17 protein-coding genes are annotated in these 13,100 nt (G+C 51.5%); 11 read left to right on the top strand and 6 right to left on the bottom strand.

From position 1 onward, the window contains the following. Positions 1–63 precede the first annotated feature (63 nt). Positions 64–414, bottom strand: coding sequence for a universal stress protein (locus tag LIX15_RS23275; protein ID WP_227777171.1), 351 nt, complete (start codon positions 412–414; stop codon positions 64–66). A 436-nt stretch (positions 415–850) separates the two neighbouring features. After that, complete coding sequence (locus tag LIX15_RS23270; RefSeq protein WP_227777170.1) at positions 851–1,000, bottom strand: rubrerythrin-like domain-containing protein; 150 nt, start codon at positions 998–1,000, stop codon at positions 851–853. A gap of 554 nt (positions 1,001–1,554) precedes the next feature. Here LIX15_RS23270 and LIX15_RS23265 point away from each other — a divergent pair. The 5 genes from LIX15_RS23265 to LIX15_RS23245 all read left to right on the top strand — a co-directional run bounded on the left by LIX15_RS23265 (position 1,555) and on the right by LIX15_RS23245 (position 6,278). Beyond that, on the top strand, positions 1,555–1,815 hold the full coding sequence (locus tag LIX15_RS23265) for a hypothetical protein (RefSeq protein ID WP_227777169.1): 261 nt from the start codon (positions 1,555–1,557) through the stop codon (positions 1,813–1,815). Further along, positions 1,808–3,178, top strand: a complete 1,371-nt coding sequence (locus LIX15_RS23260) for an ammonium transporter (RefSeq protein ID WP_227777168.1) — start codon at positions 1,808–1,810, stop codon at positions 3,176–3,178. The genes LIX15_RS23265 and LIX15_RS23260 overlap by 8 nt, the downstream gene beginning before the upstream one ends. After that, a complete protein-coding gene (glnK1, locus tag LIX15_RS23255; protein ID WP_303657539.1) occupies positions 3,171–3,530 on the top strand; it encodes a nitrogen regulatory protein GlnK1 in 360 nt (119 codons plus the stop codon). The genes LIX15_RS23260 and glnK1 overlap by 8 nt, the downstream gene beginning before the upstream one ends. Before the next feature lie 121 nt (positions 3,531–3,651). After that, positions 3,652–4,575 carry an adenine nucleotide alpha hydrolase family protein gene (locus tag LIX15_RS23250; protein ID WP_227777167.1) on the top strand — a complete coding sequence of 308 codons (924 nt, stop codon included), beginning with the start codon at positions 3,652–3,654 and terminating at the stop codon, positions 4,573–4,575. A gap of 2 nt (positions 4,576–4,577) precedes the next feature. Continuing rightward, positions 4,578–6,278, top strand: a complete 1,701-nt coding sequence (locus tag LIX15_RS23245) for an NAD+ synthase (protein WP_227777166.1) — start codon at positions 4,578–4,580, stop codon at positions 6,276–6,278. A gap of 179 nt (positions 6,279–6,457) precedes the next feature. On the opposite strand, the gene LIX15_RS23240 is transcribed toward LIX15_RS23245, so the two are convergent. Continuing rightward, positions 6,458–6,859, bottom strand: coding sequence for a PfkB family carbohydrate kinase (locus LIX15_RS23240; protein ID WP_265338436.1), 402 nt, complete (start codon positions 6,857–6,859; stop codon positions 6,458–6,460). 250 nt (positions 6,860–7,109) lie between these two features. On the opposite strand from LIX15_RS23240, the gene LIX15_RS33395 reads away from it, so the two are divergent. After that, on the top strand, positions 7,110–7,388 hold the full coding sequence (locus LIX15_RS33395) for a hypothetical protein (RefSeq protein WP_345413280.1): 279 nt from the start codon (positions 7,110–7,112) through the stop codon (positions 7,386–7,388). A 328-nt stretch (positions 7,389–7,716) separates the two neighbouring features. Next, the gene (locus LIX15_RS23235; protein WP_227777164.1) at positions 7,717–7,935 is read left to right on the top strand and encodes a hypothetical protein; all 219 of its coding nucleotides are present in this window, start codon (positions 7,717–7,719) and stop codon (positions 7,933–7,935) included. 465 nt (positions 7,936–8,400) lie between these two features. On the opposite strand, the gene LIX15_RS23230 is transcribed toward LIX15_RS23235, so the two are convergent. Then, positions 8,401–8,736 (bottom strand): cupin domain-containing protein, encoded by a 336-nt coding sequence (locus LIX15_RS23230; RefSeq protein WP_227777163.1) that lies wholly within the window; start codon positions 8,734–8,736, stop codon positions 8,401–8,403. A gap of 117 nt (positions 8,737–8,853) precedes the next feature. Between LIX15_RS23230 and LIX15_RS23225 the strand changes: the two genes are divergently transcribed. Then, positions 8,854–9,204 (top strand): DsrE family protein, encoded by a 351-nt coding sequence (locus LIX15_RS23225; RefSeq protein ID WP_227777162.1) that lies wholly within the window; start codon positions 8,854–8,856, stop codon positions 9,202–9,204. A 30-nt stretch (positions 9,205–9,234) separates the two neighbouring features. Here LIX15_RS23225 and LIX15_RS23220 read toward each other — a convergent pair whose 3' ends face one another. Beyond that, positions 9,235–9,429 (bottom strand): alpha/beta fold hydrolase, encoded by a 195-nt coding sequence (locus LIX15_RS23220; protein WP_227777161.1) that lies wholly within the window; start codon positions 9,427–9,429, stop codon positions 9,235–9,237. Positions 9,430–9,531: 102 nt separating this feature from the next. On the opposite strand from LIX15_RS23220, the gene LIX15_RS23215 reads away from it, so the two are divergent. From LIX15_RS23215 to LIX15_RS23205, 3 genes are all read left to right on the top strand, one after another. Next, positions 9,532–10,335, top strand: a complete 804-nt coding sequence (locus LIX15_RS23215; RefSeq protein WP_227777160.1) for an alpha/beta fold hydrolase — start codon at positions 9,532–9,534, stop codon at positions 10,333–10,335. A gap of 474 nt (positions 10,336–10,809) precedes the next feature. Then, a complete protein-coding gene (locus tag LIX15_RS33765; RefSeq protein WP_425556826.1) occupies positions 10,810–11,061 on the top strand; it encodes a helix-turn-helix transcriptional regulator in 252 nt (83 codons plus the stop codon). 759 nt (positions 11,062–11,820) lie between these two features. Then, the gene (locus LIX15_RS23205; protein WP_227777159.1) at positions 11,821–12,258 is read left to right on the top strand and encodes an SRPBCC domain-containing protein; all 438 of its coding nucleotides are present in this window, start codon (positions 11,821–11,823) and stop codon (positions 12,256–12,258) included. A gap of 87 nt (positions 12,259–12,345) precedes the next feature. Here the strand turns inward: LIX15_RS23205 and LIX15_RS23200 are convergent, their stop codons facing one another. Then, on the bottom strand, positions 12,346–12,714 hold the full coding sequence (locus LIX15_RS23200) for a LysE family translocator (protein WP_227777158.1): 369 nt from the start codon (positions 12,712–12,714) through the stop codon (positions 12,346–12,348). Positions 12,715–13,100 lie beyond the last annotated feature (386 nt).

Raw genomic sequence — 13,100 nt, 5'->3', positions numbered from 1 at the left:
CTTAAGGCACCGTGATAGTATTGTAGTCATCTGTTTATCTGTAGATGGAACATTGATGGGGTGTCACTCACCACGGACGAATGTGACTGGACATGGGGCATTGAGGAGGACGTATTGGGCAGTGCTCCCGAAGAGCGCTTTTCCTGATGGTGACCGTTTGCGCCCGCCGACAATAACACGGTTGGCGGCAACCTCATTGGCAACATCCACCAAAGCTTCCCCGACATTGTTCGCCACACGTCCGTGAATTGCAACCGTCACCCCATAGTTCCGACCTGGGTCTTTCAGCCGCGTTGTGAGTTCGCGAACGGACTCACTCCGTTCTGCGACTTCGTCCGGATCGGGTGGCGACTCAGCATCATAATTGAGGTGATCAAGCGTTTGCTCAAACCCGGCAACTGAGTGAACGTGCACAAGGTAGACAGTTGCGTACGTGGCCCAGCGATGTCCATCGCGGTGTCAGCGAGCACGTCGAGCCGGTCCGTATCAGTTCCACTCACGCCGAGGACGACCGCTGTACCTGTTCTCTTCGCTTCACTCTCAGGTCGTCGTTGCCGTCGCCCGTCGTGGCTGCGATCAGTCCCCTGTCCGTATTCCATCATCCGTTTGTTGCGCTGATTGTGAGTCATCGTTTCGAGGATTCCATTTCGGTACGTCCAACTGGAGTTGTCCTATCGCCGAAATTTCCGGCTGACGGATTGCAACGACTGCGTTCGACTCGTCGGCAGTGGCTATCGTACACGCTGTATCTACAGTATTACAGCGATAGTGTCTCGGGGCTTGACCCCACAGTTGTTCACCGTCACGATCGTTCGGAGGTTCCCATCGAGAACCGCAAAGGGGATTTCTTTCACTCACGTGGGACGGTGATATTGCGGAGTTTCCCTTGACATTCCGGACAGATTGCCCTGTATTCCATCGCGTTGACTCTGTACAAGCACGCTTGACACTCGTACTTCCTCGCTTCCGCCCCCGTGTTGGGTGGGGTATGTTGAATCATGGCGGTTGAATCGTAGAGGACCATGATTGTAAACCTTTTCCTAGAATTACCTAGATGTATTTTCATTAAATCGCTAAAAGTCGCATATTCACGGCGATCTATTGGTTATCATAGCAAAAGATAAAAATTCGATTGAGGGGGACTCGATCACCTCTCACGTCTACGATCGTGGGCATCCTCGCGTATCGTCACGAGTGAGGGTCCGCCGTCGTCATCCCCGAACACCTTATTTTTAATAAGTAGTACTTTAGCCATATTTTTGCACGAATACGGATAGAATATCCTTATATAGTCCATATACAGTTAACTATATCATCATAGCTTAGGCATTCGTGCGAAAGCTTTTAGTCAATAACAGCAGTTGCAATCCTTTGTAGACATGAGCGGACGAATGTCGAATAAATCCGAGTAAAATAGGATGAAAATGGGCTAATAACCCTATTAAAACAACAATCAGTGTTTAAAATCATGAAAGAGCAGACAAATGGAGCTCCAGAAAACAGAGGAGCTGGGGACAAGATTACCGATCTCCTTCTCACGGAGTCGATCGCCAAATGAACAACGAACCATCGACGGACATTGCTTCAACTAACCTTGGAGCCTTGAACAGATACGCCCAGCTCGAACTTGCCGAAGACACGGTCATAATTTACGATCGTGAGCAGACGAACGGATGGATCCAGTCGGATACCACCGTCTCGACTGAAATCACGATCGGCGAATCAACCGCATCGGAGGTAGAACGACACTACGAGCGACAGCTCGCCGCCATGTACGCCGAACGGCCCATTACTGGAGGAGATACAGATGGTTGATCTGAGTACATTGTCCAGTGGTATCAACACCGTCTGGGTACTGACCGTGTCGTTTCTCATCTTCTTCATGCAGCCTGGCTTCGCACTGCTCGAAGCTGGCCAGGTTCGTGCCAAGAACGTCGCCAACGTACTCATGAAGAATCTCATGGACTGGGGAATGGGTGTCATCGTGTACTTCCTCGTCGGACTTGGCATCGCTGGCATCGCCGGCGGACTCACCGCACCGGGTTCGATGTCGCTCGCGGAGTCGTTCGGCTACATTTCAGATGCGAATGCGTGGATCGATTGGCTCTTCGGGGCAGTCTTCGCGATGACTGCCGCGACCATCGTCAGTGGAGCAGTCGCTGAGCGAATTAAATTCAAAGCGTACGTGTTCTACTCGATCGGGTTAACCGCGGTCATCTATCCCGTCATCCAAGGATTCGCATGGGGTGGCGGGTTGCTTTCGTCGAGCGGCTATATCGGCCAAGCTCTTGGCGTCGGCTACCTTGACTTCGCGGGCGCCACGGTCGTCCACATGCTGGGCGGCATCGCCGGGCTAGTGGGCGCGTGGATGGTTGGGCCGCGTCGCGGTCGGTTCAATGACGACGGAGAGAGCGAACCGATACCCGGTCACTCGATCACGTTCGCCGTCCTAGGGACGTTCATCCTCGCTTTCGGCTGGTACGGCTTCAACGTTGGGACGCAAGCAACGGTACTCGCGGTCGAAGATGGCACGCTCTCCTTCATGGGAGCAGCGCTGGGCCGTGTTGCCTTGAACACCACGCTTGGCATGGGTGCCGGCGCGGTTGCTGCTGCGCTCACGACGACGTATACCGAGGGGAAGCCCGATCCGCTGTTCACGGCCAACGGCCTCCTTGCCGGCTTGGTCGCCGTCACCGGGGCAGTTCCCCACGTCACGTGGTACGGTGGACTCATCCTCGGGGTGATCGGCGGCGTCCAGACCCCCCTTGTGTATCGCTGGGTGGTCGATTCGCTCAAAATTGACGATGTCTGTGGTGTGTTTGCCGTGCACGGAAGTGCTGGTGCGATCGGCACCTGGTTGATTCCAGTGTTTGCGGTCAGTGGGTTCTCAGTGATCCAACTTACAATGCAGACAATCGGAATCGGTGTCATTGCACTCTGGACCATCGTCACGACCTGGTTCGTCTTCAAGCTCGCCGATGTGACGGTTGGACTCCGTGTCGATGACGACGTCGAGGCACTCGGTCTCGACCGTAGTGAGCACGGGTACACTGCCTATCCCGAATTCATTGAGGGAACAACTGGTGAGACGGGGACAACCCGGTCTGGAGCCAGCGAAAGAGGGGCGATCACCACCGATGGTGGCGCGAACGACGTGGAGGTAACTGACGATGACTGACATGGACACCGACATCAAACTCGTGATGGCAATCGTCCGGCCAGACAAACTAACTGATGTGAAACTAGCTCTTGCCGAGGTCGGTGCACCAAGTCTCACAGTTACACACGTGAGTGGGCGGGGAAGCCAACCAGCGAAAACTGAACAGTGGCGTGGTGAAGAGTATACGGTCGACCTCCATCAGAAGGTGAAGATCGAATGTGTCGTTGCAGACACGCCAGTCGAAGACATGGTAGAGGCCCTCCGTGAGGCGGCCTACACTGGCGAACCAGGCGATGGTAAAATCTTCGTGCTCCCCGTTACGGATGCGATCCAAGTCCGCACCGGAAAGAGCGGAACAGAAGCCGTCTGACACGCCACTACTGGGGAAGACGAACCGCAAAGTATGACCATCAAAATCCCCATCCAGATCGCCACTGAGTCGTTACATTAGAAGACCAGACGAAATGCAATCCAATAACCAATTCACCAATATGTCCCGTACAGTCCAATCCTGCGAATACCCTACTAATTTCGCCCAACCCGCACTCATCGATCCCCAAACAACCGTCCGTGAACGGCTAACCTTCATTAAACAGGTTATTGCTGATACCGATGTTGACGGCGTCGTCGTGACCTTGTCCGGAGATGTCGATTCGACGGTTGCTGCCACGCTCGCCGTGAAAGCGCTCAATCCTGAGTCAGTGTATGGCCTCGTCCTGTCAACCGGTTCAAATCTTGACGGAAACCTCTCGGCTACACACCACGTGGCGGCTGATCTCGACATCACGCATCGAACATTGGATATCACGCCGTTCGTTGAGGCACTCACGCAGACCATTTTCACAGAAGTACGGCGGTTCGCCTCGTCAGAAACGCTCTCGAACTTGTGTCCACAGAGAGAACGCGTACAAACAAGTGACAATTGTGAGAACTCCACGGTGTTCCGTGGAACTGTCGCGAGACGCGTCGGGAAGTTGGCGGCATTTGTCGAGGCAAAGGCAACGTCACGACTCGCACTTGGAGCAGAGAATCGGACAACGATGTTGCGCGATTCCACTATATTTGCTAGGGGAAGGAGTGTCGATCTCCTCCCGTTCGGTGATCTGTATCGAACAGAAGTCCGAGACATCGCCCAATATCTCGATGTTCCAACGAAGCGTAACGAGTCTACTACCAGTAACATCCCCTGGTTCACGCAGGTTGGGGAGTCCGACTGTCGGATCACGACTGAAACTATCGATATGATTTTATGGAAGTTAGTCGATAACGGGGCCGGAATCGAACAAACAGCCGAAACACTTGGCGTGGAACCCACTTTCGTCGGGCATGTTGCCGTCCGATACGCACGACGAGTACAGCATCACGAAACACCACCGATACCGAAGAGAGACTCGCCACCAGTGGGAGGTATCTGAGAATGGCAATACATCAATCTCGACACACTGAACTCACTACGAATCGCAACCATGAACAACTAACATCCGACAATATGCACGAGCACGCAGCGACCCTCCTTCAGGACACGGTCAGCGACGCCGATGCTGATGGTGTCATTGTTGCGATGAGTGGCGGTGTCGATTCATCGACAACTGCGGCGCTCGCTGCCGACGCACTCGGAACAGAGCACGTTTTCGGCCTCCTCATGCCAACTGTCGAGAATCAGTCCGTAAATACCCTGGATGCGAAACAATTAGCGTCTGATCTCGGTATCGATCACGAGATGATTTCACTCCAACCAATCCTCGGGGTCTTCGAACAGAAACTTGCATCGGAGATCGCTCCCGGCGGTGATAAATACGCGGTTGGGAATCTAGCAGCCCGTCTTCGGATGGCATGTGCGTACTTTGCCGCTAACGCGACGTCACAGCTTGTCGTCGGGACAAGCAACCGGTCGGAGCGCCTTCTCGGCTATTTCACGAAGTACGGCGATGGGGGTGCAGATGTCCTCCCGCTCGGCGATTACTATAAAACGGAAGTCCGAACGCTGGCTACCGATCTCGGTGTCCCGTCGGCAATTATTGAAAAACCCCCGACGGCGGGATTCTGGGCTGGCCAGACGGACGAATACGACCTCGGCGCGTCGTACGAGACGCTCGACCGTATTCTTGAAACGCTTGTGGATGAAAAACACGATGTCTCGGCAACGGCCAGAATTCTAGATATCGATCCAGACCGTGTTCAGAAATACGCTTGGCAGGTCATCCAAACGGCACATAAGCGGTCTCGCCCACCGACACCGACCCGGTACGTGCCGGACTCCGACCCACAGCCAACGTTCACGACGACCCGAGACGAGATTGCGGCCCTCGCTGACCGGTTGACGACGTACATTCGGGAGTACGTGAGGACGACTGGAGCTAAGGGAGTGGTCGTCAACATGAGTGGCGGATTGGATTCGAGTGTGGCAACTGTGCTCGCGGTCGAAGCACTTGGTTCGGAGAACGTCTATGGCCTTCACCTCCCCTGTCACAAGGGGACTGACGTTGGGACGGTCGATCCCTGCTCACTCGTCATTGATCTCGGGATTGACTACACCCACGTGAATATCCATCCGCTGGTCTCAGAGATTGAGAAACAGCTCCCGCATCACTTGACCCAAACCGCCGGGACGAGAGAACTCGGAAATCTCGTCGCACGCGTTCGGATGGCGTGTGCGTACTACGCGGCCAACACGATGTCACGGCTGGTTCTTGGAACCTCAAATCAGACGGAACGGTGGCTCGGATACTTTACCAAGTATGGTGACGGTGGTGTTGACCTGCAACCGTTAGGAAAACTCTACAAAACGGAAGTGTGGGCGCTTGCCCGGTATTTGGGTCTCCCCGAGGCAGTTATCGACCAACCCGCCACGGCGGGGTTCCGAGCTGGGCAGACCGACGAGGACGATCTCGGTGCACCGTACGGAACGCTCGATGAGGTACTGGCGTGTTTGGTCGACGGGAATCTCGGAATGGATCGAACTGCGTCTCTACTCGATCTCGATATCGAGACGGTGAAACAGTACGCAGAGTGGAACATTAAAACACAGCACAAACGGGACGTACCGCCAACGCCGAAATCCCAGGCCACGGCGGATCAATCGACGTTTTTCCACGAAATTGAACTAAACTTCTATTAGGAGCTGGAAGTAACTACGACGACATTATTTCTGTTATTGAAATTTGGCATCTGGAGTCTACCTGTGAAAACATCAAGGAATATGGTGTGTGAAATATTGACGAGAGTTACGTTCTGGTCGAAAATTTGGACCGAGATAAAACGTACAGCCACACTCGTCAGCCCTCTCGATTAAATTGATTACTGCACTTCGAGACGGTTCACTTGCAAGTACGACGCCACATACACACACGTAATTTGCTGCAACACCTCGTTGGGGACAACACATGTCTGAAACCGGGTATCAGCAGTTTGATCGCGATAAAAGCTGAATGATCGGTCGGATTGCTTATCGTGACCGGTGAAGGCGAGTGTCGTTGCAGCCTTGTCGTCACGAGTGATGAACCGATCAGGAATTTCGAACTGCATTAGGGTCTCGTACAGGAACTCGCCAAATGTGTCGTCACTCAATCGCGTCCAAAACCATAGTGTTTGGTCGAGGACGGATAAACGAACAGTAACGTTTGTTGGCGCACCACCTGCTCGGCGGGTGAACGAACCTACCGTCTTCAGTTGACCTGGTCGATCGGGCACGAAATCCACCAGTGTTTCACCGACGACTGAGCGCGGCCTACTCGACCGAGCACAGCAGCACGCGGCAGACGTCGCCGCCGAGCATTTCCCTAACCTGTCGGTCGAAGCGATCGATTGGGAAATCTCACACCGAGCCCAACGGCAAGCGGGTGTCACGAAGTATGATCTTACAATAGAGGAGATCATATTCTCGCTGGCCTAGAAAGCCTACGAACAACATAGGTGGGAACAATTCAGCAAAACCGACCGCCACGAACTCATTCACGCCTGGCAGTACCACGAGTTCGGGAAAGCGGATCACGGGCGAACGTTCGCCCGTTGGACCGATACTCTCGACACAACCCAGCACTGCGAGCGGTTCACATCGCCGAACTGGTGGGTGATTTGCGAAGATTGCGGTGGACGACTCGCACGCTATCAGCACTCGAAGGTCGTCAAACACCTGAGAAGTACAGTTGCTCCGATTACGGCGGGTTGCTCCGTGTTGAGGAAGGTAACAACTACAAACCGAATTTCGTTTAAGTACTTCTCGCGATAAGGATTAGATACGAGGAAGATTTTCACGCGATACCATTACGGCTTGCAGAGTAGCGCATCGATCTCTGAGGTTTAAGTTTGATCGACCAGCGTTAGTATTCCATACTAACGTCTGTTTCTCGTACCAAGTTTTCTCTTCTTGTCTATCGTGTGATTCCAAACAGTTGTGACAGGACTGGTTAGGATAATCACCTGGAACTGTCTTCGGACACGGGTAGTACAAAACGGTTGAGTCGTTTCAGACGCTCCGACTCGGGTGGTGAAGAGCTTAACGACAGTGATGAGAGCAGAGCCAACTATTATATTGTTTTGTTACTATATCTAAATTAATGATACCGCTTCAGCTTGTTGATGGTTTTGGACTCCTATTTATAGCCTTGATGCTTGTCGTGTATGCGTCTATCTTTTTTGGAGTTCTCGGTGGCCTCGGATACTTCATTCTTCGAGTTCGGTCGGGCGGTAGTGTCGACGAACGCCTCGACCGCATGGAACGGAAGATCGGTCGGTTAGAAGCACACGTTGAGCACCTTCAAGACGAGCAACGATAGTGCTCTCACTGCGTTTTAAAGCCTTATTTCCAGCACAGAAACTGAATGTGTGATCCAACTACTGGTAACTCTCGAGGTATCCTCTCCTCGATAGCATCGATTTCAGATACGTCTTTATTGTCTGAGATGTGGGAATTCGGCCCGCTTCTAAATGCGTGATTGATTCTATAATGGAAGTAGAACGTGCGACGGCAGCGAGGTCGATTTTTCAAAATCGGCGATTTTGGGTGGTTAACTTCCTGTGGGCAGTATAAGCGGCAGTGGAAACGGACAGGACGACACTAGTTGCTCCATTCCACAGTTATTTATCCTCAAAAACTCGCGAGAAAAGACTGTCTCACCAGTTTCAAGTCCGGACTTTAGTTCATCGGGAGGATGAACCCAACGACAAAAGACGTGAATCTGCTCACCACGACGGAGGATGCTTGTTCTCGTTCGTGCTGCGGAGTGCTTTGCGCTTAATATCTAGGTTTCACCTGGCTCACTGTCTGGTTCTGGTGGAGCAGTAACGCAGACAACCCGGGCCGGATCGTCACCAATCACTTCCCAACTATGCGGCACATTGGCTGGCGTCACAATTGTATCTCCTTGCGTCGTTTCGTGTGTCTCTCCATCGACTCCCCACCGCATTGTTCCAGATCGGATGAAGATGATGTGTTCCTCTCCATGTGTATGGGCTTCTCGCTCTGTACCCGCATCATGGTGGACAACGTGGATTTCGCAGCCGTTGAAAGTTGTTCGTTCACCGGAACTCTCTGGAGTAACAAACGCTGTGTATTCTTCTGGTGTTGGGTCAGTCATGCTTTCCCTTTCAGGCAAACATCCCGAACAATGTTAATCATTAACATGAGGTTCAGAAGGTAGAGAAGTGAGAAAAACGCCAATCACTAAGATCCTCTAAGACGTGCTGTTACAGGTATGAAGACCGTATTTCACGTATCAAGTGCCCAGCCATCAGACTATCAAGAGGCAATGGTGAACGCGCTGAATCTCCTTACAGATGAGAGCGTTTCGTCGCCAGATGATGAGGTTGTTATTGTCGCAAATTCAGCTGGGGTTCGAATGTTCGTGAGCGCGACAGCAGCGAACCCAGAGATGGTCAATAATCTTCTTGATCAAGATGTCTCACTCCGTGCATGTCAGAATGCTCTCCGCGGGATGGGGGTCACTGATGAAGAGTTGTTGACTGGTGTGGAAGGAGTTCCATCAGGTTCTGGTGAACTAGCACGGTTGCAGAATGAAGGATATGGATATATCAAAGCACCTTAATAAAAGGTTGAGTCAACCTCCAGTTCTCTCCTAATTGGCAAAATCCATTAGCTCTTTGTTGTGTTTTTCTTTCTCTTCGTAAAAGAGGGAATGCCCACTCTCCTCAAAACGAACCAGTTCCGTGTTTGCAATACCATCCTCTAGAACTTCGGCGGTGACCTCAAATGGCGCGACTTGATCCTGTACGCCATGGCAAATCAGTGTTGGAACTGTAATGTCGTCCACAATTGATTTGATGAATTTTTTATATGAAAATCCACAAGTCAACCAGCAAGTAACACTGCCAAAGTACATATATACTCATCGGTTGACCAGCCAATGGTCAGCATGACTCGAATCGAAGTTGAGGACGGGGTGGAATTGTTCGTTCAGGATTGGGGATCAGGTACACCGGTCGTATTCGTACACGGGTGGCCATTGAGCCACAGGATGTTCGAATACCAGTACATCCAACTCCCCAGGGATGATATCCGATGTATCGGTATCGACCTCCGGGGCTACGGTCAGTCGAGCAAACCGTGGAGCGAGTACGACTTCGACATGTTCGCTGACGACCTGAAGGCGGTTCTTGATGAACTCGATGTCGATGATGTAACACTCGCGGGCTTTTCAATGGGTGGGGGTGTTGTCACCCGGTATATGGGCCGCCATAACGAAGAACACGTGGCAAAATTGGCGCTGCTTGGTGCCGCGAGTCCTGTATTGGCCGAAAAACCGGACTTTCCGGAAGGCGTCGATGGAGCTGCATTCATGGACCTTGCGCAGGGATGCTATGAGGACCGAGCGAAGGTCAGTAGTGACTTCGCCGACTCGATGTTTCACTCTGCACCGAGCCCCGAGCTGAAAGATTGGCTCCAGAATATGAGCATGGAATCGTCACCACAAGCCATGGCCGATTCGATCGAGGCGGTCGGCGAGATGGATCTTCGGTCCGACCTCGCAGATATCTCGGTTCCAACGCTCATCTGTCATGGTGTGCACGACGAGGCCTGTCCGTTCGAGTTGACGGCAGAGAAGCTCCACGAGGGGATCGAAGACACGGAGCTCGTTCGCTTCGAGGAGAGTGGTCATGCACTCTTCTACGAGGAAAGAGAGAAACTCAACCAACAACTGACCGAATTCAGCAAATAGCTCCAAATAAACGGTGGTCGCGTCGGAATAAGCCTCGTCGTATTTTCACACCGATATACACCTACCAACCCATCGAAAACAAGGGTGTGGAAAGTACACGTTCTTTTTCCTACTTGCCCATAATCTCTGAACTATGGTCAAGGATAGTCAGCACGATTGAAATTCTATTTTCGCTGACGCACGATAAACCTTTCTGCACTATTTATAGGCAGCGAGCAAGATGACAAATATGTCATTTTAGGATGGCCGATAGATTTGAGAACACTGCTCGTGTTACTCTGTCAAGATTGGAATGAGAGTGCCCGCGTTCTTACTGCTGTGGGTTGGGAGAGGAGTATTAGTCTGGGGACTCTGTTTGATTGGCAGTCTATTTCTCATTGTCTGGTGGTTGCAGGTTGATAGTCGAGTTCTCCGGCAAAAAACCAATAAACAGCCAAGAACCGTATATCAAGATACTGAATTTACAAAGAGAGAGTGTCTATATATATTACGGATCAGGAATACATTCGCCAGTTATTGAGGTCACATGATGGTGAGATGTACCAGACGGAAATCGTTGAATCAACCAATTGGTCAAAAACGAAAGTAAGCGTGAAACTTTCGGAGATGCAATCAGATGGAGAGATCACAAAGATTCCTCTTGGCCGTGAAAATCTAGTTGTGCTACCGGGAAATGAGCCAGAAATCATCTCCGAGCAAAACAGTACGACGGGACAGAATCATTAGCGGGATCACATCACGCTCGGGATGCCGTCACAAATTCAATGATTCCGTCTTTACGGAACGGAACTCTCTGCGAGAAGCGTAATGGAGATTCATACGTACTGGCCACATGAATTCGCCGATCACAGGCATCGAATTTCTCACACAATCGAATCGCCGCATCGGCGTCCAATCACTGCTGATTAGAATATAAATGGCAGTAAATAAATACTTGGTTTTAATTCGCAAATCAACACTTCATCTACTGGTTGAAGAGAACGTCTCAGCGCGAATCGTGATGGCGCTCGGTAGCTGGTCGATTTATGACGCGATCGAGTCGTATCTCGCTGCGCCAACCGAAGTGAACATCATCGAGTCGATGAGCGCCGTTGAGCTGTGAGCGGCTAATGGGTCTGAGAATTACTACTCATGACTTCCATAAGCGGAAGTGGATTCGGGCAGGTCGCCGCCCTCGGGGAAGTGTGAAATCTTACTCGCCACGACGAGAAAGCTTCAGAACTCGGCTTCGGCTGCCTGAAGTGTTAGGGCTATATATGAATGACACGCATCGGTTAGTACTCCTACTAATGGCACTGCCTAGATGAGGAAAACCAAGCGATAGCAGTACGATTGTCGAAGTTTAATCCACCGATCGTAGGTAGCTGATTCTAGAAAATATAAAATGAATGGTATGGGTGCCACCATCTATATACTACTATGAGACTATAAAGGGGTAACAACGTTGAGACAGCGCTTAAAATACGCCGGCAGGAAGCTCATAGAATGAAAGTAATCGAGACGGATATCGAAATCCATGCTTCAGTAGAGGTCGTCTGGGACGTTCTCACCGATTTCGGAAAGTACACCGAATGGAACCCGTTTATCACCGAAGCGAGCGGGGAAATCCGCCGCGGCGAACAACTGAAAATTCACATCGAACCACCAGGAGCAAGAGGCATGACGTTCCGTCCAACAGTGCTCACTGCCGAGCGTGGCAGGCGCTTGGAGTGGCTCGGCCGGTTGCTCGTTCCGAAGATTTTTGATGGCCACCATCAACTTCGTATTCACCCGCTTGACACCGATCGCGTACGATTCGCCCAGCGTGAGGAGTTTTCTGGCCTGCTGGTTCCGGTGTTCTTGAACGAGGAAGCCACTGCGCAGGGATTCAGGGAGATGAACGAAGCGCTCAAAGAGCGAGCTGAAGCACTGACCCGCGCTTGAGACCTGATCGAATCCTCCGACTTGAGGGGATCGCTGTTTTTCCGGAGCGACCACAGCGTACCTTCATCTCGATGGGTCGCTCTGGCTCTACGTGCTCTTGTTCTTCGCGAGAACAAATTCGTGAGATTCTAGAGACGATTTCCGCATTGGAGAGTGAAGATATCGCTCACTCGTGCTGTACGCCGTAACCCAACCACCGCACGTCGATATCGATGGGGTGGTTCTGAACGTTTGGACGCCAAGGTAGACCAAGTACGCTGCACCGACCAATTTGACGATGGTGTACGCAACAGCTGATGTTTGAAAAATAGCCGAGAGTCCGAGAACCGCCGCTGTCGTATGGACGATGCTTCCAGTTGAGGATCCCAATGCAGCAGTAACGCCGACGGTCCGGCCATCACTGATGCTTCGAGTCAGCGTATAGATGCTGTCAGGCACCGGTGAAATTATCAGCACCAAAGTGGTTGGGATGAATGTGAGAATGACGTTAAGTTCTAGTACAAATCAAAATTATAGACAAGTGGGGTAAAACAACGGGACTGCCGTCATAGGTTGCCTCCTTTCTTTTCATATCCAGTTGTAGATTCAACTGTTATATACCAGTATACTTGTCTTCAGTGGACGGTTGAGCAACTTTCATAGACAAGAGTCGCTAGTTCTCTGCAATACCTTCTACACGGATATCCTGACGCAAAGTTTCGACTGGATCTTTCAGCTCTGCCCTAGGAATTGGCCAGTCTACCATTCCAGAAGTTGAAACAAGTATTCTCAACGAATAGAACACACTAATAGAAGGACGATACCCATACGTTGAATTTCCTTGGGTATTGGGTCAACATTGG

This window comes from Haladaptatus pallidirubidus, assembly GCF_020700235.1.
Taxonomy (GTDB): Archaea; Halobacteriota; Halobacteria; order Halobacteriales; family Haladaptataceae; genus Haladaptatus; species Haladaptatus pallidirubidus.
Note: the sequence above shows the minus strand (reverse complement) of the source record. Positions and strands in the feature narration are given on the sequence as shown.